Raw genomic sequence first — 22,210 nt, 5'->3', positions numbered from 1 at the left:
GTAGCGCGGGAAAGGCGTCCGGCCGGGCCGTGCGTTCCGGGAGAATGCTTCAGCCCACGGACGCGCCGGGAAGCGCGAGGCCTGCGCGCCTTCGTACAAGTATGCGGGCGCGGTGTTTCCCGAGCTTGAAATGAAAAAAGGTCGGCTGAAAGCCGACCTTTTTAAAAAACAGATGGTGCCCAGGAGAGGACTCGAACCTCCACGATGTTGCCACCGCTAGGACCTGAACCTAGTGCGTCTACCAATTCCGCCACCTGGGCACGTTTTGCAGTAGCTGCTTGCTGCAAAGAAGCGAAATTATAGCGCCCCAATTATTCCTGTCAACATCTTTTTGCGGCGCATCGCAAACCGGCCGCCACCGTGCGCGGCCGCGGCATTCCCCGTCATTTGGCGACACGGGCGGGTGATAGAATGACCCGCCGCCGTCAATATAGAACTGTCTCGGACGGACACCTCTATGTTGATGCCGTGCACCATCGGTCAACGCAACGAGAACAATCATCGACAAACCCTTGAGCAAATATCCGTACCCCATTCCGAGCCGTGAAGAGATTCTCGGCGTGCTGCGTACGAGCGACGCGCCGCTGGCCGCCAACGACATCGCCGAAGCCCTGTCGATCAAGCGTCAGGAGCGCGAGGGGTTCTTCCGGCGTGTCGCCGCGATGGAGCGCGACGGCCAGATCCGCCTCGACAAGCGCGGCCACTACCAGTTGACCCATCCGTCGAATTTCGTCGCGGGGCGTGTGCAGGGGCATCGCGACGGCTACGGGTTCGTGATCCGCGACGACGGCCAGGACGATCTGTTTCTGCCGAACGGCGAAATGCAGAAGGTGATGCACAACGACCGCGTGCTCGCGCGGATCGTCGGCTACGATCGCCGCGGCCGGCCGGAGGGTCATGTCGTCGAAGTCACCGAGCGCGCGAACAAGCGCGTCATCGGCCGCCTGCTGAACGAGAACGGCGCACTGATCGTCGCGCCGGAAGACAAGCGTATCGGCCACGACATCCTGATCACGCAGAACGTGAAGAAGGCGAAGGTCGGGCAGGTCGTCGTCGTCGAACTGACCGATTTCCCGAGCCGCCATTCGCAGCCGCTCGGCCGTGTCGTCGAAGTGCTCGGCGATATCGACGATCCGGGCATGGAAATCGAAATCGCGGTGCGCAAGTACGGCGTGCCGCACGAATTCAGCCAGCCGGCGCTCGACGAAGCCGCCGCGCTGCCCGACAAGGTGCGGCCGGCCGACCTGCGTTTTCGCGTCGACCTGCGCGACGTGCCGCTCGTGACGATCGACGGCGAGGACGCCCGCGACTTCGACGACGCCGTCTACTGCGAGCCGGTCAAGGTCGGCCGCGGCGACGGCTTCCGGCTGATCGTCGCGATCGCCGACGTGTCGCACTACGTCCAGCCGGGTAGCGGGCTCGATGCCGACGCGCTCGAGCGCAGCACGTCGGTCTACTTCCCGCGCCGCGTGATCCCGATGCTGCCGGAGAAGCTGTCGAACGGCCTCTGTTCGCTGAATCCGCAGGTCGACCGCTGCGTGCTCGCGTGCGACATGGTGATCACCGCGCGCGGCGAGATCAAGGCATACCAGTTCTATCCGGCCGTGATCCATTCGGCGGCGCGCCTGACGTATACCGAAGTCGCGGCCGTGCTGTCGAACACGAAGGGGCCGGAGGCTGCGCGCCGCGCCGATCTGCTGCCGCACCTGCAGGATCTGTACGGCGTCTACAAGTCGCTGTTCGCCGCGCGGCAAAAGCGCGGTGCGATCGACTTCGACACGACCGAGACCTACATCGTCTGCAACTCGCAGGGCAAGATCGAGCAGATCGTGCCGCGTCAGCGCAACGACGCGCACAAGCTGATCGAGGAATGCATGCTGGCCGCGAACGTCTGCGCGGCCGATTTCCTGAAGCGCAACAAGCATCCGGGCCTGTACCGCGTGCACGCGGGGCCGACGCCGGAAAAGCTCGAGAACCTGCGCGCGTTCCTGCGCGGCATGGGTCTGACGCTCGGCGGCGGCGACAAGCCGCATGCGAGCGACTACGCGGCGCTGATGGCGCAGATCCGCGACCGGCCGGACGCGCAGATGCTGCAGCCGATGCTGCTGCGCTCGATGCAGCAGGCCGTCTACAGCCCGGACAACATCGGCCACTTCGGTCTCGCGTACGAGGCATACGCGCACTTCACGAGCCCGATCCGCCGCTATCCCGACCTGCTCACGCACCGCGCGATCTACGCGATCCTGTCGGGCAAGAAGTACGTGCCGAAGGCGCCGGAAGGCTTCGAGCTGAACACCGCGCTGTCGCCGCGCGCCCGCGCGATGCAGCAGGCCGACGACGAAGCGCGCGGCCGCTCGCGTTCGAACACGGCGATCTGGGAAGAGCTCGGCCTGCACTGCTCGGCGAACGAACGCCGTGCGGACGAAGCGTCGCGCGACGTCGAAGCGTGGCTCAAGTGCTACTTCATGCGCGACAAGCTCGGCGAGGAGTACGGCGGGATGGTGAACGGCGTGACGTCGTTCGGCATCTTCGTGCAGCTCGACACGCTGTTCATCGAAGGGCTCGTGCACGTGACGGAGCTCGGCTCGGACTACTTCCAGTACGACGAGATCAAGAACGAGCTGCGCGGCGAACGCACGGGCATCCGCTATCGCCTGTCGGATCGCGTGCGCGTCCAGGTGAGCCGCGTCGATCTCGATGCGCGCAAGATCGATTTCCGGCTCGTGCGCGATACGCCGGTGAAGGCGCCGCGTCCGTCGCCAGCACCGGCCGCCGGCGTCGATCGCAACGGCAGCGGCCCGCGCGTGCGTGCGCTGCCGCCGGCGGAGGAAACCGTGCCGCGCCGCAAGACGGCCGCGAGCGCGCCGAGCGTCGCGGTGAAGGAAGCGCGCGCCGCGCGTGGCGCCGCGAAGAAGAAGGGTGGTGGCGGCGGTGCGTCGGCGAAGCCGGCCGCGAAGAAGGCCCGCGCCCGCAAGAAGTATTGAGCGTTCGGGGCGGCGCAAGCGCACGCCCTGCAGTATCGAGAGACGCCGCGTCACCGGTCATCGGCCGGCCACGCGGCGCTTTCCTTTTCCATGGATCGCGGCTGCGCATGTCGCGCGGCCGCACGTTTGATCGAAGGTTGTTCCAGTCATGTCACGTCTGAAGGTTCTTTACGGTTTTCATGCGGTGACCGCACGTATGCGGCACGATGCATCGACGGTGGCGGAGGTGCTGTACGACCAGACGCGCCGCGACCGCCGCATGCAGGAGTTCCTGCACGCCGCGAAAGAAGCGGGCGTGCGGCTGATCGCGGCCGACGAAACGCGCCTGTGGGGCCTCGCGCATACCGAGCGCCACCAGGGCGTCGTCGCGCGCGTCGAGGACATGCCGCTCGCGCAGAACCTGTCCGAGCTGCTCGACGGCATCAACGGGCCCGCGCTGCTGCTCGTGCTCGACGGCGTCACCGATCCGCACAACCTCGGCGCGTGCCTGCGGGTCGCCGATTCGGCCGGCGCGCACGCGGTGATCGCGCCGCGCGACCGGGCGGTCGGCCTGAACGCGACCGCGGCCAAGGTGGCGAGCGGCGCGGCCGATACGGTGCCGTACATCACGGTGACGAACCTGGCCCGCGCGCTGCGCGAGCTGAAGGAAGCCGGCGTGTGGATCATCGGCACGTCGGACGAGGCGCCGGCGACGCTCTACGAGACGAAGCTCGACGGCCCGGTCGCGCTCGTGATGGGCGCGGAAGGCGAAGGCATGCGCCGGCTCACGCGCGACACCTGCGACGAAGTGATGAGCATCCCGATGGCCGGCAGCGTGGAAAGCCTGAACGTGTCGGTCGCGAGCGGCGTGTGCCTGTACGAAGCCGTGCGCCAGCGACGCGCGAAGGGCTGACCCCGAGGCTGACCCGACCGAGGGCCGGCCCGTCCCGCGCGCGACGCGCGGGCATCGAATGACCCGAACGACGCGTGCCCCGATGCAAGCTCTCCGGAATCCGAGACCGATGACCCCGTTCCGTGTCGGCGTTTCCTGCGCCGTGCTCGGCCTGCTGGCTGCCTGCACGTCGCCGACGCTCGTCGATCGCGACACCTACTACGCCGACACGAGCCTGCATGCGCGCGGTGCCGATTCGCGGATCCGCTTTCTCGTGATGCATTACACCGAAAGCGACGAGGCGAAATCGCTGCGCACGCTGACCGGCGAGTCGGTCAGCGTGCATTACGTCATCCCGCCGCAGCCGCGCACCGAGCGCGGGATGCCCGTCGTCTACCAGCTCGTTCCGGAAGCACGGCGCGCGTGGCACGCGGGTATCAGCGGATGGCAGGGCACGACCGAGCTGAACGCGGTGTCGATCGGCATCGAGAACGTGAACCGCGGCCCGCTCGATCCGCAGCAACGCACCTGGCAGCCGTATCCGCCCGAACAGGTCGACGCGCTGATCCGCCTGTCGAAGGACATCGTCGCGCGCTACGGGATTGCGCCGACGCGCGTGGTCGGGCACAGCGACATCGCGCCGCAACGCAAGATCGATCCCGGGCCGCTGTTCCCGTGGCATGCGCTCGCGCAAGCCGGCGTCGGCGCATGGCCGGACGACGCGACCGTCGCGGCACGGCTCGGCGGCCGCGATCCGCACGCGCCGGTCGACGTGCGGGAACTGCAGATCAAGCTCGCACGCTACGGCTACGACGTGCCGACCGACGGCGTGCTCGACACGCGCACGCGGCGCGTGTTCGCCGCGTTCCAGATGCATTTCCGGCCGTCCGACTACGCGGGCAACCCGGACGCGGAAAGCGACGCGATCGCGCAGGCGCTGCTCGACAAGTACTTCCCCGGCACGCAAGCGGCGGACCCCGCGCCGGCCGCCGACACGCGCTGAATACGCGGCGCATCGGCCGCCGAAAAACGCAGGGCGGTCCGCCGACTCCGGTAAACTGGCGGTTTTCCGCAATCCCGCAGCATTACCACGCCATGACTCAAGACGAACTCAAACGCCTCGTCGGCCAGGCCGCCGCCGATTACGTGATCCAGAACGTACCCGAAGGTGCGGTGATCGGTGTCGGCACCGGCTCGACCGCCAACTGCTTCATCGACGCGCTCGCCGCCGTCAAATCGCGCTATCGCGGCGCCGTGTCGAGCTCGGTCGCCACGACCGAACGCCTGAAATCGCACGGCATCAAGGTGTTCGACCTGAACGAGATCGAGTCGCTTCAGGTGTACGTCGACGGCGCCGACGAGATCGACGCGAGCGGTGCGATGATCAAGGGCGGCGGCGGCGCGCTGACGCGCGAGAAGATCGTCGCGTCGGTTGCCGACACGTTTGTGTGCATCGCGGACGCCAGCAAGCGCGTGCCGGTGCTCGGCGCCTTCCCGCTGCCGATCGAAGTCGTGCCGATGGCGCGCACGGCGATCGGCCGGCGCGTGACCGCGCTCGGCGGCGTGCCCGTGCTGCGCGTGACGAAGGACGGCGCGCCCTACATCACGGACAACGGTAACGAGATCATCGACGTGAAGGGCCTGCAGATCGCCGATCCGCGCGGTTTCGAAGCGCAGGTGAACGCGTGGCCGGGCGTCGTGACGGTCGGCCTGTTCGCCGAGCGCGGCGCGAATCTGTGCTTGCTCGGCACGGAAAACGGCGTTGAAACGATCGTTTATCCGGCTGGCTGAATCTGAATGAGAAGCAGTCCGTAACGGCGCGCTATCTGCCGTCACGGATTGGATATATAAATCTTGTGGAAACCGGGGTCCGGCAGGCGCGGCGCGCTTCCCGGGCCTTTTTTTTAGCCGTATAAATCACCTCGTTCAAAAGAGGGATAACCCTGTCAGGTGTTTACCAGATAGCGAAATATCGTCGAACTCATCAACTTATAGATCATAAGAACAGTAGTAACCAGGGCCGGCGGAACTGCGGAGCAGGTGTTCGCAAATCGACGCACGGGGAGGTGTCATGGAGCAGGGCAAAGACCGGTCACTGGTCGCCAAAGTGATGGATGGGCTTGTCGCGGGTATCGTCGAAGACAAGTACGGCGGCATCTTGCCGCCACAGGACGTGCTGTCGAAAGAGTTCGACGTGAGCCGCACGGTGATGCGGGAAGCGTTGTCGATGTTGCTTGCGCGCGACATGCTCGACGTGCGTCCGAAAGTCGGTACGCGCGTGCGGCCGATGCGCGACTGGCGGATGATCGACGAAGACGTCGTGAGTTGGCGATTCCGGGCAAAGCCCGATCCGCAGTTCATGCGCGACGTCATCGATTTCCGGATGCTGATCGAACCACGCGCGACCGCGCAGGCGGCGGTGCGTGCGACGGCGGCCGACATCGCGGGCATTCGCGAAGCGTTCGATGCGTTCAAGGTGCTGCAGCCGGGCGACCCCGGCTACGACACGGCGGACGAGCTGCTGCATACACGGATCGTCCAGGCGAGCGGCAATCAGTTCTTCCAGCAGATGGCGGCGATCGTGCGCGGGGCGGTGCGTCTCGTGAATCCGCGCGTCGTGCAGAAGGAAGGCGCGCACGACATCGCGGTGAAGGCGCATGCGCGCGTCGTCGATGCGATCGAACGGCGCGACCCGCGCGAAGCCGAAGCGGCCTCGCTCGCGCTGATCGATTTCAGCGCGGACGAGATTTCGCGCGATTTCTCGGTCGACGTGCCGGTGCGTGCCTGACGTTGCGCGTATCGCTCATCCGTGTGCCGGGCCGTTTATCATGACGGCCGGCCGGCAGCGTGCCGGCAACCGTCATACGACCGACACGGAAGATCAGGATGAACGACAACGACCATCGCCCGGTGCGCTTCGGCATCGTCGGTGCAGGCAGCATTGCGCGCCGCTTCGCGCAAAGCCTCGCGCACGTGCCGGGCGCCACGCTCGCCGGCGTCTGGGCCCGCCGCGCCGATGCAGCGGCCGCCTTCTGCGAGACTTACGGCGGCGCGCCTGCCGCGCGCCTCGATGCGCTCCTCGCGAGCGATATCGACGCGGTCTACATCGCGACGCTCCATGACAGTCACGCGCAGTACACGCTGGCCGCATTGGCTGCCGGCAAGGCCGTGCTGTGCGAGAAACCCGCGGCGCTGAACGCCGTGCAACTCGACACGGTGCTGCACGCGGCGCGCGATGCCGGGCTGCTCTTCATGGAGGCGATGAAGCCGCCGTTCTTCCCGCTGTACCGTCAGTTGCGCGCGCACCTGCGTGACGATCCGATCGGCGAGATCCGGCTCGTGCGAGCCGGCTGCGCGTCGTCGTCGGTGCCGGGGGACCATTCCGTCTATCGGCTCGATTGCGCGGGCGGCGCGCTGCTCGATATCGGCATCTACGAGGCGTTCCTTGCCGTCGACTGGCTCGGCGCGGCGCGCGACGTGCAGACGCTCGGCCGCGTCGGCGCGACGGGTGTCGACCTGTTCGCGAGCCTGAACAGCGTGCATGAGAACGGCGGGATCGCGCAGCTCTTTTGCGGTCTCGACGTGATGGGGCGCGGCGACGCGCTCATTGCCGCGGCGGGCGGCCACGTGACGATTCACGAGAAGTGGTGGAACCCCGCGCGTGCGACGATCCGCTACGCGGACGGGCGCACCGTCGAACTCGACGCGCCGGTCGACGGCGGTGGGCTGAACTACGAAACCGCGCATTTCTGCGACCTGCTGCGCGCGGGCGAGACCGAAAGCCCGATCATGACGCACGACCATTCGCGGCAGATGATCGCGATGACCGACGCGGCGCGCGCCGTGCTCGGCGTGCGTTATTCGGGCGAGTAAGCGGGAAGAAGGGTGCCGGGCCCGCGAGCGTGGCCCGGCGCAACTGCGTGGCTCAGTGCCGCGACGGCAGCGACAGGCGCTTTTCGTACCAGCGCTGCACCCATTCGAGGATCTGGCACAGGATCCAGTACACGGCCGCGGCGGCGAGATAGAGCGGCAGCGGCTGATAGGTGGCCGCGATCACTTCCTGCGCGCTGCGCAGCAGTTCGGTCACGGTGATCACCGATACGAGCGACGTGTCCTTGATCAGGCTGATCAGGCTGTTCGACAGGCTCGGCACCGCAATGCGCAGCGCCTGCGGGCCGATCACGTAGCGCAGCGTCTGCCCCCACGACAGCCCGAGGCTGTACGCGGCGAGCCACTGGCCGCGCGCGATCCCGTTGATCGCGCCGCGCATGCTTTCCGACATGTAGGCCGCGACGTTCGCGGACAGCGCGATCACGCCGGCCGGCGTCGGGTCGAGCGAGATGCCGAGGCTCGGCAGCCCGTAATAGATGACGAAGATCTGCACGAGCAGCGGCGTGCCGCGCATCAGGCTCACGTACGCGCGCGCCAGCCACGCGAGCGCGTTGACCCAGATGCGCTCGAAGCCGTCGAGCGCTTCGCTTTGCCGGATGCCCATCATCGCGAGCACGACGGCGCCAAGCAGGCCGAACACCATCGACAGCACGGCGAACTTGACGGTCAGTACGGCACCCTGGGCGAGCACCGGCAGCGATTGGACGAGCAGGGACGTTGTCGACATGGAATACGAAGCGAATGCGTGCGCGAAAGCGCAATCATAAACCGGACCGATAAAACAAAGGGCGGCATCGTTGCGGATGCCGCCCTTTCCGGCCCGCCGTCGGGCGGGAAATGCAGGCGTGCTTACTTGATCGGTTTCGTCACGTCGATGCCGAACCACTTGTCGGAAATCTTCGTGAACGTGCCGTCGGCCTCGAGTTGCGCCATCGCGTCGTCGATCGCCTTCTGGAACTTCGGGTTGCCCTTCTTGAACGGGATGCCCGACGGGTTCGCCGAGCCGACGTTCGCGCCCGGGCGCAACGGCAGATCGGAATTCTTCGTCAGGTACGCGAGCATCAGGCGGTCGTTGAGCGCCGCGTCGAGGCGGCCGGCCGCGAGATCGCGCAGGTACTCGGGCGCGCCCGGGTACGTCTTCACGTCGATGCCCGGCACCGATTTCGCCATGTCCATGTAGTTCGTGCCGAGCGCGACGCCGAGCTTCTTGCCCTTCAGGTCTTCCAGCGACTTGAACTGGCGCGTGTCGTCCTTGCGCTGGATCAGCTGCGCGGACGAGTACGTGTACGCCGGCGAGAAGTCGAGCGTTTCCTTGCGCTTGTCGGTGATGCCGACCTGGTTGGCGATCACGTCGAACTTGCCGGCCTGCAGGCCCGCGATGATGCCGCTCCATTCGGTCGTCACGAATTCGGCCTTCACGCCGAGCTTCGCCGCGACGGCTTTCGCGATGTCGACGTCGAAGCCGACGAGCTCGCCTTGCGGGCTCTTCGAGTTGAACGGCGGGAACGTGCCTTCGAGGCCGACCCGCAGCGTGCCGCGTTGCTTGACCTGATCGAGGAGATCGGCCGCATGCGCGGTTGCCGCAGCGAACGACGTGCCGATCACGCCGGCCACCAGCAGCTTCTTCAGCAGCGAAAATTTCATCGTGTGTGTCCTTGCCCTGTCCGGGTCAATGAGTCGGATAGTGAGGCCGATGATAGCAAAAATGCTATCGATATCTAAATATCGTTTGCTTATGACTATATTACGCGCTGCGTTCGCGGGCAATCGCCTTCACGCACTCCGACACGAGTGCCGGGCCGCGATAGATGAAGCCGGTATAGAGCTGGACGAGCGCCGCGCCGGCCGCCAGCTTCGCGCGCGCGTCCTCGCCCGAGAAAATGCCGCCGACGCCGATGATCGGCACGTCGTTGCCGACTTCCGTATGCAGCTTGCGGATCACTTCGTTCGACGCATCGAACACGGGGCGGCCCGACAGGCCACCGGCTTCGTCCGCGTGCGGCAGGCCCTGGACGGCCGCGCGCGACAGCGTCGTATTAGTGGCGATGACCGCTTCGATCTTGTGGCGCAGCAGCGTGTCGCCGATTTCCTTGACCTGTTCGTCGTCGAGATCGGGCGCGATCTTCAGCGCGAGCGGCACGAGCTTGCCGTGCAGGTCGGCGAGGCGCTGCTGCTTGTCCTTCAGCGCGGCGAGCAGCGCGTCGAGTTCGCCCGCGCCCTGCAACTGGCGCAGGTTCTTCGTGTTCGGCGACGAGATGTTGATCGTCACGTAGCTCGCGAACGGGTACACGCGCTCGAGGCAGTACAGGTAATCCTCGGCCGCGCGCTCGATCGGCGTGTCGGCGTTCTTGCCGATGTTCAGGCCGAGGATGCCGCGATAGCGGGCGGCCTGGACGTTCTTCACGAACTGGTCGACGCCGTGGTTGTTGAAGCCCATCCGGTTGATCAGCGCCTCGGCCTGCGGCAGCCGGAACATCCGCGGGCGCGGATTGCCGGGCTGCGGGCGCGGCGTGACCGTGCCGACCTCGATGAAGCCGAAACCGAGCGCCGCGAGGCCGTCGATGGCCGCGCCATCCTTGTCGAGGCCGGCCGCGAGGCCGACCGGGTTGCGGAACGTGAGCCCCATCACGGTGCGCGGCGCGTCGGGCACGCGGGCCGACAGCGCGCAGGCGAGGCCTGTGCGGCCGGCCGCGCCGAGCGCGCGCAGCGTAAGGTGGTGAGCGTCTTCCGCATCCATTTTGAACAGGGATGCGCGGGCCAGCGGGTAGAGGGAACTGAACACGGGAATGGGGCGGACAGCCGAATGAATGACAACCCGCTATTTTACCGGGAGTTGCACGGCACGGGCGAGCTTCGCTCCGTAGCCGCCGCGACGCGCGTCAGCCCGTGCCGGAATGCCCGCCCGGCAATGGCGCGCGCGCCAGCGCCGCGTCGACGGGCGGCAGGTCGATCCGTTCCGGGTCGAGCGCCTTCCAGCGGCCGTCGATCAGTCCTTCGAGCGGATGGAAGTTCGCCTTGTAGGCCATCTTCGGGCTCTCGCGGATCCAGTAGCCGAGGTACACGTAGGGCAGCCCGAGGCTCTTCGCCTGTTCGATCTGCCACAGGATGTTGTAGGTACCGTAGCTCGTGTGCCGGTCGTCGGGCTCGAAGAACGTGTACACCGACGACAGCCCGTCGCCGAGGATGTCGATCATGCTGACCATCCGCAGCTTGCCGGGCTCGCCGCCCGGCGCGTCGAGGTCGCGGAATTCGACGAGGCGTGAATTGATCCGGCTTTGCAGCAGGAACTGTTCGTACTGGTCGCGGCTATCGCGATCCATGCCGCCGCCCGCGTGGCGCGCGGACTGGTAGCGCATGTAGAGCGCGTAATGCTCTTCGTCGTAGTGCAGCGGCGAGACCGTCGCGACCAGCGCGCGGTGCCGCTTCCACATCCTGCGCTGCGTGCGCGTGGGCACGAACTCGCCGGCCGGCACGCGCACCGGCACGCATGCGCGGCAGCCGTCGCAGTACGGGCGGTACGTGAAGACGCCCGAGCGGCGGAAGCCGGCCTTCACGAGTTCGGTGTAGATGTCGGAATTGATCAGGTGGCTCGGCGTCGCGACTTGCGAGCGCGCGATGCGGCCGTCCAGATAGCTGCACGGATAGGGCGCCGTTGCATAGAATTGCAACGCCGAAAGCGGTGAAAGCGGCAGCTCAGTCGGGTGAGTCATGGGCAGCTCTCGATGCAGGGAAGGAGTGCCGCGCTAGCGCTCGGTCCCGGAGGGCGCCGCCGTTTCGGCGGGGCTCGTCAGCGCGGCGAGCACGCGCTTGTCGAACTGCCACGGAATCGGCGGTTCGGCTACCGCGCGGCGCACGTGAGCGACAAAGGCCTTGCGTGCGATCTCGCGGCCGCCGAGCGACGCTAGATGCGACGTATTCTGCTGGCAGTCTATCATTTCCAGCCCCTGCTCGCGAAGGTGTGCGACGAGCGCGGCCAGCGCGATTTTCGACGCATCGGTCACGTCCGCATACATCGACTCGCCGAAAAACATCCGGCCGAACGAGACGCCGTAGAGGCCGCCGACGCGGCGCCCGCCGCGCCACGTCTCGATGCTGTGCGCGTTGCCGGTGCGGTAGAGCGACGTATAGGCGTCGATGATCTCGGCGGTGATCCAGGTGCCGCGCTGCCCGCGGCGCGGCGCCTGCGCGCACGCGCGCATCACGCCGGGAAAATCGTGATCGACGCGCACCTCCCATTCCGGCTCGCGCAGCACGCGCTTGAGCGTCTTGCGCAGCGACGGCGCGACCTTGAATTCGGCCGGCACGAGGATCATGCGCGGGTCGGGGCTCCACCACAGCACCGGCTGACCGTCCGAGTACCACGGGAAGATGCCGCGCAGGTAGGCGTCGATGAGGCGCGACGGCAGCAGGTCGGCGCTCGCGGCGAGCAGCCCGGGGGCGCCGGTCGCGGGACCGAGCGCGCGTTCGATGGACGGAAACGGATCGTCCGGACCGAGCCAGGGAACCATGGGTGCGGGGCTCAGCCGTTGCGCAGCGAGCGGAAAATATCGCCGGTGTGCACGCCGTAGTCGCCGGCGGCGCGATCGGCGAAGAAGAAGCGCAGCGTCTGGCTGACGGTCGGGAACGCGATCTCGTCCCACGGGATGTCGGCCTCGTCGAACAGTTTGACTTCGAGGCTTTCCTCGCCGGCTTCGAAGCCCGGATCGGTGAGCCGCGCAAGGTAGAACAGGTGGACCTGGTGCACGTGCGGCACGTTGAGCAGCGTGAACAGGTTCTGCACCTCGACGCGCGCGCCGGCTTCCTCGAGCGTTTCGCGCGCGGCGGCTTCCGCGGTCGTTTCGCCCATTTCCATGAAGCCCGCCGGCAGCGTCCAGAATCCGTAGCGCGGTTCGATCGCGCGGCGGCACAGCAGGATCTGGTCGCCCCAGACCGGGACCGTGCCGACGACGTTGCGCGGATTCTGATAGTGGATCGTGCCGCAGTGATCGCAGACGAAGCGCTCGCGGTTGTCGCCCGGAGGAATGCGCGCGAGGACTTCGTGACCGCAGACGGAGCAGAATTTCATGTCGAGTGGAAGGGACGAGTTGATGCGAGTGTATCACCGGGCCGCGGCATTCTCGAACGCCCGCGCATGCCGCGGCGTGTCGCGCGAAACGGCGGTCGGGTGTGCGACGAGGGGGCGGCGCCCGGACGCGCAAAAGCAAAAAGCCCGGCGCGAAGCCGGGCTTTTTGCGAAATTCTGGACGGTTGGTTGCGGGGGTAGGATTTGAACCTACGACCTTCGGGTTATGAGCCCGACGAGCTGCCAGACTGCTCCACCCCGCGTCCGTCGAAGAAATAGATTATATGGGCTAACCCGAATGCGTGCAAGTGTTTTCTGATGACCGGATGGCGGGCCCCGGTGGGGCCGGTACGGGGAAGCACGTGCGCTAGAATCGAGCGGTTTGTGTCGTCATTCCGGCAGCGGCCCTGCGCGATCGCCTCGGCGCCGTTGCGACTTTCACTACTGCATCGACGGATTCATGGACATCGCTCACGATCTGCAATCGATCGGCGCGCAGGAACAGGCGCTCGTGTTTCCCCATTTCGACCCGGCCCGCGCATGGGCGCTCGGCAACCGCATGCATGCGCTCGCGACGTCGCGCGGTCATGCGATCGCGATCGACATCGTCACGTTCGGCCAGCCGCTGTTTTACGCGGCGCTCGCCGGCGCGACGCCCGACAACGCCGACTGGGTGCGCCGCAAGCGCAACGTCGTCGCGCATTTTCGCCGCAGCTCGTACGCGATCGGCCTGCGCATGCAGCAGGCCGGCGCGACGCTCGCGGACAAGCACGGGTTGCCGGTCGCCGAGTATGCGTCGCACGGCGGTTCGTTTCCGCTGACCGTCGCCGGCGCCGGCGTGATCGGCTCGATCACGGCGTCCGGGCTGCCGCAGCGCGCGGACCACGAGTTCGTCGTCGAGGCGCTGTGCGCCGAGCTCGGTCACGACTATGCGGTACTGGCTCTCGCAAGGAGCTGAGCGATGCAACTGCCCGGTTACGCATGGCTCGCGATCGCGATCGTCGCGGAAGTGATCGGCACGTCCGCGCTGCGCGCGGCGGACGGTTTCACGCGCTTGTGGCCGTCGGTGCTCGTCGTCGCCGGTTACGGCGTCGCGTTCTACTGCCTGTCGCTCACGTTGCGCACGATGCCCGTCGGCATCATCTATGCAGTCTGGTCGGGCGCCGGCATCGTGCTGATCACGCTCGTCGCGATGCTGCTCTATCGCCAGGTGCCGGACCTGCCGGCGGTGATCGGCCTCGGGCTGATCATCTCGGGCGTCGTCGTGCTGAACCTGTTTTCGAAGATGCAGGCGCACTGAGCGTGCGCCTGCCGTTTGCCGGATGACCTTCATGACCGATTCCACTTCCGCCGCCGTTTCCGCCGAATCCGCCCAGCCCGACGTGCGTGCGTATGTCGCGAACCGCATCGGCTTTCTCGAACTGAACCGGCCGAAGGCGTTGAACGCGCTGTCGGTCGGCATGATCCGGCTGATGCAGCAGGCGCTCGATACGTGGCGCGACGATCCCGACGTCGTCGCGGTCGTCGTGCACAGCCCGCATCCGCGCGCATTCTGCGCGGGCGGCGACGTGCGCTTCTTTCACGACGCGTGGCAGCGCGGCGACCACGATGCGGTCGACACGTTCTTCATCGAGGAATACACGCTCAACCATGCGATCTTCACGTATCCGAAGCCGTACATCGCGTTGATGCACGGTGTCGTGATGGGCGGCGGCATGGGGATTTCGCAGGCGGCGCGGCATACGGGCGGCCTGCGCGTCGTGACCGACTCGACGAAGATGGCGATGCCGGAAACGCGCATCGGCCTGTTCCCGGACGTCGGAATGAGCTGGTTCCTCGCGCGTACGCCCGGCGCGATCGGCCGTTATCTCGCGGTGACGGGCGCGACGCTCGACGCGGCCGGCGCGCTGTACGCGCAACTCGCCGACGTCTATCTGCCCGATGCCGCGCTGCCGGCGTTGCTCGACACGCTGCGCAGCGTGCGCGTCGACAACGGTGCGCAGGCCGTCGCCTGCGTGACCGAGGCGGCCGCCGCGCACAAGGTCGTGCCGACGCCGGACACGTCGGCGCTCGCCGACGCGCGCGCCGGGATCGACCGGCATTTCGCGCAGCCCGACCTCGACGCGATCCTCGCGTCGCTCGACGCCGAGCAGGATTGCGCGGCGGTCGACGGGTGGGTCGAGAAGGCGACCCACGCGATGCGCGAGCAGCTGTCGCCGCTGTCGATGGCCGTGTCGCTCGAAGTCGTCGAACGCGCGCGCGGCGCGACAATGGCCGATTGCCTGCGGCGCGATCTCGATCTCACACGCTCGACCTTCGCGCGCGGCGACGTGATCGAAGGCGTGCGTGCGCTGATCGTCGACAAGGATCACCAGCCCGTGTGGCGTTTCAAGTCGGCCGCCGACGTCGACCGTGCCGACGTGCTCGCGATGTTCGACAGCCCGTGGGCGCCCGACACGCATCCGCTGCGCAAACTGAAAGACTGACGTCGATCGGGCACGACCCGTGCGTTCGATCGACGCGCGAGGCAGAAACGAAAAGGCCGCGTGCATGTGCACGCGGCCTTTTTCATGGACGTCGGCCGGTCCAGGCCCGAGGGGTGTGTCGTCCGGCCCGGCGTTATTCGTCGCCCGCGTCGTCCGACATGAAGGCGCGCATGAACACGAGCGCGCCGAAGCCCCACACCGCGTTCGCCGCGAAGCCGGCCGCGAGCACGGGCATCATGTTGCCCGACGGCCAGATACCGCGCAGCGGATCGATCGCGAACACGCGGGCGGCCGTCAGCACGATACCGCCGAACACGAGCGCGCCGACCCACGATGCTTCGCGTTCCGGCGAGACGCGCAACAACCACGCCATCGGAATCGCACAGCACGCGCTGATCAGCGCATTCGCGACAAATTCAGGAATGCCGAGCGGCGCGAACGGTTGTGTCGAGAAGCCGGTCGCGGCGATCAGGTCGGCCGTGTGAAGGAGGGCGAGGGTGGCCTCGCGGAAGAACAGGGCGGCCAGGAAGCCGGACAGGAAGGGCAGGATGACTTTCTGCATCGATGAGCGCATCGCAGGCGCGCACGGCTGGGGCCGGGCGCGCGGAGTTATTCGGATAGGTGCGTCATTATAGGGCCCCGCCGCGGCGATATTCGCTCCAGCGTCGTGCTAATCACGAAAGCGGAAAACCTAAGCTCAAAAAAATCGTTCCAAAGCCCTGTACCGATCCCTAGACTGATTTCCCGGAAACAGCCGTGCGATCGCGTCCTCGTCCGCTGCACGGCCTGACCGGCGAGCCATCCCGATTCGAATGCACACCATGCATGCGTCGCTCATCCACGACGCGAGCAGGGCGATGTTTTTCCAAATTTCGGCAGTGACAGTCAAGCAGGAGCAGCAGATGAATGTGTTCTGGTTTATCCCCACGCACGGCGACAGCCGCTATCTCGGCACGGCCGAAGGCGCACGTGCCGCGGACTACGATTACTTCAAGCAGGTCGCCGTGGCGGCGGACACGCTCGGCTACGACGGCGTGCTGCTGCCGACCGGTCGTTCCTGCGAGGATGCGTGGGTCGTCGCGTCGAGCCTCATTCCGGCAACGCAGCGCCTGAAGTTCCTGGTCGCCGTGCGCCCCGGCATCGCTTCGCCGGGGCTGGCCGCGCGGATGGCCGCGACGTTCGACCGCCTGTCGGGCGGCCGCCTGCTGATCAACGTCGTCACGGGCGGCGATGCGGCCGAGCTCGAAGGCGACGGTCTCTTCGCCGATCACGACACGCGCTACGAGATCACCGACGATTTCCTGAACATCTGGCGCGGGCTGCTGGCCGCGTCGCACGACAACGGCGGGTTCGACTATATCGGCAAGCACCTGCAGTCGAAAGGCGGCAAGGCGCTTTATCCGCCCGTGCAGCACCCGCATCCGCCGCTGTGGTTCGGCGGCTCGTCGCCGGCCGCTCACGCGATCGCCGCCGATCACATCGATACCTACCTGACCTGGGGCGAGCCGCCCGAGGCCGTCGCGAAGAAGATCGCCGACATCCGCGCCCGTGCCGACGCGCGCGGCCGCAAGATCCAGTTCGGCATCCGCCTGCACGTGATCGTGCGCGAGACCGAGGACGAAGCGTGGCGCGACGCCGAGCGGCTGATCAGCCGGCTCGACGACGACACGATCGCGCGTGCGCAGAAGGCGTTCGCGAACATGGATTCGGAAGGCCAGCGCCGGATGGCCGCGCTGCACGGCGGCAAGCGCGGCGGCCGCGAGGCGCTCGAGGTCTATCCGAACCTGTGGGCCGGCGTGGGGCTCGTGCGCGGCGGCGCCGGCACGGCGCTCGTCGGCAATCCCGAGCAGGTCGCCGAACGCATGCGCGAATACGCGGATCTCGGCATCGAGACGTTCATCCTGTCCGGCTATCCGCACCTCGAGGAGTCGTATCGCTTCGCGGAGCTCGTGTTCCCGCTGATCAAGGGCAAGGGCGTCGAGAAGGCGGCCGGCCCCCTGTCGGGGCCGTTCGGCGAGATCGTCGGCAACAACTATCTGCCGAAGACGAGCCAGAGCTGAGCGAGGAGGCTTGCGATGACAACGAAAACGTCGGCGACGGGTGTCGCCGTGGCCGCCCGCGCATGGCGCGGCGTCGCGCCGTGGCTCGTGCCGCTCGCGTTGCTGGTGGCGTGGGAAGTCGGTGCGCGCACCGGCTGGCTGTCGACCCGCGTGCTGCCCGAGCCGGTGGCGGTCGTGCGCGCGGCGTGGTCGCTCGTGACGTCGGGCGAAATGTGGGCGAACGTGAAAGTGAGCACGTGGCGCGCGCTGTTCGGCTTCGCGATCGGCGGCGGCGTCGGCCTCGCGCTGGGGCTTGCGACCGGGCTGTCGAAAGCCGCCGAGGTCGCGCTCGATTCGACGATCCAGATGATCCGCAACATCCCGGCGCTCGCGATGATCCCGCTCGTGATCCTGTGGTTCGGCATCGACGAGAAGGCGAAGCTGTTCCTCGTCGCGCTCGGCGTGTTCTTCCCCGTCTACATCAATACCTATCACGGGATCCGTTCGGTCGACGCGAACCTGATCGAGATGGCGAAGAGCTACGGCGTGCGCGGCTTCGCGCTGTACCGCGACGTGATCCTGCCCGGCGCGTTGCCGTCGATCCTCGTCGGCGTGCGTTTCGCGCTCGGGCTGATGTGGGTGATGCTGATCGTCGCGGAGACGATCTCCGCTCAGTCGGGCATCGGCTACATGACGATGAACGCACGCGAATTCCTGCAAACCGACGTGGTGGTGGTCGGCATCCTGCTGTACGCGGTGCTCGGCAAGCTGGCCGACGTGCTGGCGAAATGGCTCGAACGCGTGACGCTGCGCTGGCACCCCGCTTATCAATCAGGAGCAAAGGCATGAATGCGACGACCTCGGCGGCCGCCTACGGCCCGCTCGCCGGCGCAGACCTCGAGGCCGAGCTGGCGCAGGCCCGCGTCGCGGATGGCGATGCGCGCGATGCGGCGATCCTCGAACACGACGGCGGTGCATCGGTCGTGCCGCTCGCGCGGCGGCGCGCGGGCGGCTCCGCCCTCGACGATGCGGTCACCTTGTCGGGCGTCAGCAAGCGCTTCGGCACCCGCACGGTGCTCGACAACGTCGAGCTCGGCATCGCGCGCGGCAGCTTCGTCGCGATCGTCGGCCGCAGCGGCTGCGGGAAATCGACGCTGCTGCGTCTCGTCGCGGGGCTCGAGCAGCCGAGCAGCGGCGCGCTCGTGACGCGCGGCGAGGGCGGCGGCGTGCTCGATACGCGGATCATGTACCAGGATGCGCGCCTGTTGCCATGGAAGACCGTGCTGCAGAACGTGATGCTGGGCCTCGGCCGCGGCGCGCGCGACCAGGCCCGCGCAGTGCTCGACGAAGTCGGGCTGCTGGAGCGCGCGAACGACTGGCCCGCGCAATTGTCGGGCGGGCAGCGGCAGCGTGTCGCACTGGCCCGCGCGCTCGTGCACCGGCCGCAACTGCTGCTGCTCGACGAGCCGCTCGGCGCACTCGATGCGCTTACCCGCATCGAAATGCATGCGCTGATAGAGCGCCTGTGGCGCGAGCACCGGTTCACCGCGCTGCTCGTCACGCACGACGTGCAGGAGGCCGTTGCGCTCGGCGACCGCATCCTGCTGATCGAGCAGGGGCGCGTGGCGCTCGACCAGTCGGTGCCGCTCGACCGGCCGCGTGCCCGTGCGTCGGCTGCATTTGCGGCGCTGGAGGATCGCGTGCTGAAACGCGTGCTCGCCGGCGGCGCCGGTACGGCCGATCAACACGCGGAACAAGCAGCAGACGAGGTTCGACCGGTCGGGCAGATCCGCTGGGCCGTTTAATTCCGGGCGGCTCCGGCCGCCCGTTCTGAGACTTTTTTTTCGGAGCGATCATCCCGATGAGCATCACTGCAATCAACGTACGGAACCAGTTCAAGGGCAAGGTCAAGGAGATCATTCGCGGGTCCGTGGTTTCCGAAGTCGACGTCGAGACGCCGTTCGGCATCGTCACGTCGGTGATCACCACCCGTTCGGTGGACGAACTCGAACTGAAGGTCGGCGCCGAAGTCGTCGCGCTCGTGAAGTCGACGGAAGTGTCGATCGCGCGCCTCTGAGCGCGTGTGTCGCGCATCGGTGCGGCGCCGCCGGGCTGGCGACGTGCCCGATGGCGCCGCATTTGCATCCGCGCAGCGCGTTTGCCTCGGTATTCGACTCCCGGACGAAGTGCTAGGATGGAACGACACCGATGCCGGAGGCGAACGCATGACCCCCATCCTTTCCCCCGAAGCCATCGAGGCGCTGAAATGGATCGACCAGTTCGGCGACAGCCGGCCGGTTCCCGCCGCATTCGACGGCGTCGTCCATGCGTTACTGAACGACGGGCTGATCTATCTGGCGACGGCCGACCGGGTCGATCTGACGGCCGATGGCCGGTCTTTCTTGTCCGACGAATACGATTGAGCACGCGGCGCCGGCCGCTCAGGCGGCCTCGCGCGGCGTCGTCACGGAGCGTGCGATGGAACCGAGAGGCAGCGACCTCGGCGATTTCAGCGAGCCGTACCGCGGTTTCGAGATCGAGGTGAAGACCGAGCAGGTCTGGGACGGCGAACATGCGCACTATCGCGTGCTGCAGGGCGAGGCCGTGCGGATCGACTGGCGGCCGGTCAAGGTCGACGGGATGCTGTTGAGCGAGCGGCGCGTGATCGAATGCGTGCTCGACGAGGCACGCCGGGCGGTCGATGCGGAGCTGGGCGACGGCTAGCGCACGCGTCGGGCGGGGGTGGCCAGTATTGCGGTAAAATATCCGGTTGTTTCCGCGCCGTCTGGCCTGTACCCGATTCCATGTCCGTTCCATCCTCGCTTCCTCCCCGCCGTGTATCCGTCGCGCCGATGCTCGACTGGACCGACCGTCATTGCCGGTCGTTTCACCGCACGCTGACGCGCAACACGTGGCTGTATACGGAGATGATCACGACGGGCGCGTTGCTGTTCGGCGACGCCCAGCGGCATCTTGCGTTCACGCCGAGCGAATCGCCGATCGCGCTGCAACTGGGCGGCAGCGAGCGGGACGATCTCGCGCGCGCGGCGAAGCTCGGCGAGCAGTGGGGCTACGACGAAATCAACCTGAATTGCGGGTGTCCGTCCGAGCGCGTGCAGCGCGGCGCGTTCGGCGCATGCCTGATGAACGAGCCGCAACTCGTTGCCGACTGCGTGAAGGCGATGCGCGATGCGGTGTCGGTGCCGGTGACGGTCAAGCACCGGATCGGTGTCGATGCGGTCGAGGACTACGCATTCGTGCGCGACTTCGTCGGCACGGTGGCCGAGGCCGGTTGCGAGACGTTCGTCGTGCACGCCCGCAACGCGATCCTGAAGGGGTTGTCGCCGAAGGAGAATCGCGAGATCCCGCCGCTCAAGTATGACTATGCGTATCGGTTGAAGCGCGATTTTCCGTCGCTGGAGATCGTGATCAACGGCGGCATCACGACGCTCGATGAAGTCGAGCAGCATCTCGAGCACGTCGATGGCGTGATGCTCGGCCGCGAGGCATATCACAACCCGTACGTGCTGGCGGAGGTCGATGCGCGCTTCTACGGGGCGACCGCAGCGGTGCCGACGCGCGAAGAAGCCGAGGCGCAACTGATCGCGTATTGCGCGGCCGAGCTGAAGCGCGGCACCTACCTCGGTGCGATCGTGCGGCACGCACTCGGGCTGTATCGCGGCATGCCGGGCGCGCGTGGCTGGCGTCGTGTGCTGTCCGACAACAAGAAGCTCGCGCGCGGCGATCTGGCCGTGTTCGACGAGGCACGCGCGCATCTGAACGAAGCCGAAGAAATTTTTGAAAAAAAGGCTTTGCAAGATTCAAAAGTGTTCGTATAATCTTGTTCTTCGCTGCTGAAACAAAACAGCGAAACGAAGCAAGCAGTATCAGTGGTGGCTGTAGCTCAGTTGGTAGAGTCCAGGATTGTGATTCCTGTCGTCGTGGGTTCGAGTCCCATCAGCCACCCCAACGAATTCAAGCAAAAAGCCCGGTTCATTGAACCGGGCTTTTTGCTTTCCGGCGTTCGGACACGGTCACGACGTGTTTTGGTCACGGCGTCTTTAACGAAGTGGCGCGCCGTATTCAATGAATCAACCGCGATGCCATCTCGGCCTCGCGCTTCAAAAGACCGATAGCGCTAAAGCGCACTGCGCGACAGCAGCATCAAGCGCATGGAAACGGACACCCTATACGCAAGACAATCGAATGCCATAGCGATGAATTCGACGGTTACGAAATCATCGTCTCGTTCGTGCGGCCGGCACCCGGCGGCACGTGGATGGCGAACGTTCGGGTTCGCACAGACGGAATCGAGTGGCCTTGGCGACATGACTTCGATGTCGAACATCCGACCGCGGACGAAGCGAGGCGGGCAGGAATCGAAATCGGGCGTGCGATCGATCGTGCGTGATATCGACCGATAGATAGCACCACTTGTCCGGCACCTCCGATGTGGAGACGGGCATGGCGATGAGCCCCCGAGCGTGCTTCGTATCGCGCGTCCGTGTCGTTGCGCAGGCAACGGCCGCATCAATTTGTCCGCGATGCTTCCTTTTCGCCTAAGGTTCCTGCGCGCCGTGCCGTTATCTTGCCTGGACAGCCCTCGTGCCTCGAATGCTGATCCGTTTTCTTGCCTGCTCGCGCAAAACGCGAGCAGGCTTTTTTCGTTTACGACCGCGCGTAACAAGCCGATTGGCGGAATCGAACAGGGGCTTGGCGCAAACCGACAAAGCGCGACAGTCTTACATTCATGTAATGTGTGACCTTCCTCGTGCCCTCATGCTTTGCAGGGCCGTTCGATCCCGACGACCGCAGGCGGTGTCGGGATTTTTTTGCCCGCGTGCCGACCTTCCGACGACGAGCCCGTGCGAAGTGCA

The 22,210-nt window shown here is 66.5% G+C and carries 24 protein-coding genes and 3 tRNA genes; 18 read left to right on the top strand and 9 right to left on the bottom strand.

Annotated elements, in window-relative coordinates:
• Positions 1–173: 173 nt before the first annotated feature.
• Positions 174–260 (bottom strand) — tRNA-Leu (locus WS61_RS02050).
• A 252-nt stretch (positions 261–512) separates the two neighbouring features.
• Between WS61_RS02050 and rnr the strand changes: the two genes are divergently transcribed.
• The 6 genes from rnr to WS61_RS02020 all read left to right on the top strand — a co-directional run bounded on the left by rnr (position 513) and on the right by WS61_RS02020 (position 7,728).
• Positions 513–2,984: a ribonuclease R gene (gene rnr / locus WS61_RS02045; RefSeq protein WP_059499013.1), complete on the top strand. Its 2,472-nt coding sequence runs from the start codon at positions 513–515 to the stop codon at positions 2,982–2,984.
• A gap of 148 nt (positions 2,985–3,132) precedes the next feature.
• Complete coding sequence (rlmB, locus tag WS61_RS02040) at positions 3,133–3,876, top strand: 23S rRNA (guanosine(2251)-2'-O)-methyltransferase RlmB (protein ID WP_059499012.1); 744 nt, start codon at positions 3,133–3,135, stop codon at positions 3,874–3,876.
• A 109-nt stretch (positions 3,877–3,985) separates the two neighbouring features.
• Positions 3,986–4,858: an N-acetylmuramoyl-L-alanine amidase gene (locus tag WS61_RS02035; protein ID WP_059499011.1), complete on the top strand. Its 873-nt coding sequence runs from the start codon at positions 3,986–3,988 to the stop codon at positions 4,856–4,858.
• Between the two features lie 92 nt (positions 4,859–4,950).
• On the top strand, positions 4,951–5,646 hold the full coding sequence (gene rpiA, locus WS61_RS02030) for a ribose-5-phosphate isomerase RpiA (RefSeq protein ID WP_059499010.1): 696 nt from the start codon (positions 4,951–4,953) through the stop codon (positions 5,644–5,646).
• Between the two features lie 280 nt (positions 5,647–5,926).
• Positions 5,927–6,643 carry a FadR/GntR family transcriptional regulator gene (locus WS61_RS02025; RefSeq protein WP_059499009.1) on the top strand — a complete coding sequence of 239 codons (717 nt, stop codon included), beginning with the start codon at positions 5,927–5,929 and terminating at the stop codon, positions 6,641–6,643.
• Between the two features lie 98 nt (positions 6,644–6,741).
• Positions 6,742–7,728 (top strand): Gfo/Idh/MocA family protein, encoded by a 987-nt coding sequence (locus WS61_RS02020; protein WP_059499008.1) that lies wholly within the window; start codon positions 6,742–6,744, stop codon positions 7,726–7,728.
• A 52-nt stretch (positions 7,729–7,780) separates the two neighbouring features.
• Here WS61_RS02020 and WS61_RS02015 read toward each other — a convergent pair whose 3' ends face one another.
• The 7 genes from WS61_RS02015 to WS61_RS01985 all read right to left on the bottom strand — a co-directional run bounded on the left by WS61_RS02015 (position 7,781) and on the right by WS61_RS01985 (position 13,071).
• Entirely contained in the window at positions 7,781–8,473 is a 693-nt protein-coding gene (locus WS61_RS02015; RefSeq protein WP_006484207.1) for an amino acid ABC transporter permease, read from the bottom strand.
• Positions 8,474–8,595: 122 nt separating this feature from the next.
• Positions 8,596–9,390 (bottom strand): cystine ABC transporter substrate-binding protein, encoded by a 795-nt coding sequence (locus WS61_RS02010; protein WP_034207169.1) that lies wholly within the window; start codon positions 9,388–9,390, stop codon positions 8,596–8,598.
• Between the two features lie 100 nt (positions 9,391–9,490).
• The gene (locus tag WS61_RS02005) at positions 9,491–10,528 is read right to left on the bottom strand and encodes a quinone-dependent dihydroorotate dehydrogenase (protein WP_059499007.1); all 1,038 of its coding nucleotides are present in this window, start codon (positions 10,526–10,528) and stop codon (positions 9,491–9,493) included.
• A gap of 97 nt (positions 10,529–10,625) precedes the next feature.
• Complete coding sequence (locus WS61_RS02000; RefSeq protein WP_059499006.1) at positions 10,626–11,456, bottom strand: arginyltransferase; 831 nt, start codon at positions 11,454–11,456, stop codon at positions 10,626–10,628.
• Positions 11,457–11,489: 33 nt separating this feature from the next.
• Positions 11,490–12,254 carry a leucyl/phenylalanyl-tRNA--protein transferase gene (aat, locus tag WS61_RS01995; protein ID WP_059499005.1) on the bottom strand — a complete coding sequence of 255 codons (765 nt, stop codon included), beginning with the start codon at positions 12,252–12,254 and terminating at the stop codon, positions 11,490–11,492.
• Between the two features lie 11 nt (positions 12,255–12,265).
• Positions 12,266–12,811 carry an NUDIX hydrolase gene (locus tag WS61_RS01990; protein WP_006476111.1) on the bottom strand — a complete coding sequence of 182 codons (546 nt, stop codon included), beginning with the start codon at positions 12,809–12,811 and terminating at the stop codon, positions 12,266–12,268.
• 183 nt (positions 12,812–12,994) lie between these two features.
• A tRNA-Met gene (locus WS61_RS01985) sits at positions 12,995–13,071 on the bottom strand.
• Positions 13,072–13,268: 197 nt separating this feature from the next.
• On the opposite strand from WS61_RS01985, the gene WS61_RS01980 reads away from it, so the two are divergent.
• From WS61_RS01980 to WS61_RS01970, 3 genes are read left to right on the top strand one after another with little or no spacing between them, the layout of a single operon-like run.
• Positions 13,269–13,766, top strand: a complete 498-nt coding sequence (locus WS61_RS01980) for a heme-degrading domain-containing protein (RefSeq protein ID WP_006476110.1) — start codon at positions 13,269–13,271, stop codon at positions 13,764–13,766.
• 9 nt (positions 13,767–13,775) lie between these two features.
• Positions 13,776–14,108 (top strand): multidrug efflux SMR transporter, encoded by a 333-nt coding sequence (locus WS61_RS01975; protein ID WP_373557105.1) that lies wholly within the window; start codon positions 13,776–13,778, stop codon positions 14,106–14,108.
• 31 nt (positions 14,109–14,139) lie between these two features.
• A complete protein-coding gene (locus WS61_RS01970) occupies positions 14,140–15,294 on the top strand; it encodes an enoyl-CoA hydratase/isomerase family protein (RefSeq protein ID WP_059499099.1) in 1,155 nt (384 codons plus the stop codon).
• A 133-nt stretch (positions 15,295–15,427) separates the two neighbouring features.
• Here the strand turns inward: WS61_RS01970 and WS61_RS01965 are convergent, their stop codons facing one another.
• Complete coding sequence (locus WS61_RS01965) at positions 15,428–15,856, bottom strand: hypothetical protein (protein WP_034207173.1); 429 nt, start codon at positions 15,854–15,856, stop codon at positions 15,428–15,430.
• 340 nt (positions 15,857–16,196) lie between these two features.
• Between WS61_RS01965 and ssuD the strand changes: the two genes are divergently transcribed.
• The 9 genes from ssuD to WS61_RS35915 all read left to right on the top strand — a co-directional run bounded on the left by ssuD (position 16,197) and on the right by WS61_RS35915 (position 21,744).
• Positions 16,197–17,354, top strand: a complete 1,158-nt coding sequence (ssuD, locus tag WS61_RS01960) for an FMNH2-dependent alkanesulfonate monooxygenase (protein WP_059499098.1) — start codon at positions 16,197–16,199, stop codon at positions 17,352–17,354.
• A 15-nt stretch (positions 17,355–17,369) separates the two neighbouring features.
• Positions 17,370–18,182 (top strand): aliphatic sulfonate ABC transporter permease SsuC, encoded by an 813-nt coding sequence (gene ssuC / locus WS61_RS01955; RefSeq protein WP_059499003.1) that lies wholly within the window; start codon positions 17,370–17,372, stop codon positions 18,180–18,182.
• Positions 18,179–19,138, top strand: coding sequence for an ATP-binding cassette domain-containing protein (locus tag WS61_RS01950; RefSeq protein ID WP_059499002.1), 960 nt, complete (start codon positions 18,179–18,181; stop codon positions 19,136–19,138). Before ssuC ends, WS61_RS01950 begins: the two co-directional genes overlap by 4 nt.
• Positions 19,139–19,194: 56 nt before the next feature.
• Positions 19,195–19,410: a molybdopterin-binding protein gene (locus WS61_RS01945; protein ID WP_006476104.1), complete on the top strand. Its 216-nt coding sequence runs from the start codon at positions 19,195–19,197 to the stop codon at positions 19,408–19,410.
• Between the two features lie 148 nt (positions 19,411–19,558).
• A complete protein-coding gene (locus tag WS61_RS01940; RefSeq protein WP_059499097.1) occupies positions 19,559–19,756 on the top strand; it encodes a hypothetical protein in 198 nt (65 codons plus the stop codon).
• A 55-nt stretch (positions 19,757–19,811) separates the two neighbouring features.
• Positions 19,812–20,057 (top strand): hypothetical protein, encoded by a 246-nt coding sequence (locus WS61_RS01935; protein ID WP_059499001.1) that lies wholly within the window; start codon positions 19,812–19,814, stop codon positions 20,055–20,057.
• Positions 20,058–20,185: 128 nt separating this feature from the next.
• Positions 20,186–21,172 (top strand): tRNA dihydrouridine(20/20a) synthase DusA, encoded by a 987-nt coding sequence (gene dusA / locus WS61_RS01930; RefSeq protein ID WP_059499000.1) that lies wholly within the window; start codon positions 20,186–20,188, stop codon positions 21,170–21,172.
• Positions 21,173–21,226: 54 nt separating this feature from the next.
• Positions 21,227–21,302: transfer RNA gene (locus WS61_RS01925), tRNA-His, on the top strand.
• A gap of 121 nt (positions 21,303–21,423) precedes the next feature.
• Entirely contained in the window at positions 21,424–21,744 is a 321-nt protein-coding gene (locus WS61_RS35915; RefSeq protein WP_306459521.1) for a DUF6566 family protein, read from the top strand.
• The last annotated feature ends 466 nt before the right edge of the window (positions 21,745–22,210 follow it).

The sequence above is a fragment of the Burkholderia sp. ABCPW 11 genome, from assembly GCF_001523445.1.
Lineage (GTDB): Bacteria > Pseudomonadota > Gammaproteobacteria > Burkholderiales > Burkholderiaceae > Burkholderia.
The sequence above is the reverse complement of the archived record's forward strand: the minus strand, read 5'-3'. Positions and strand labels throughout refer to the sequence as shown.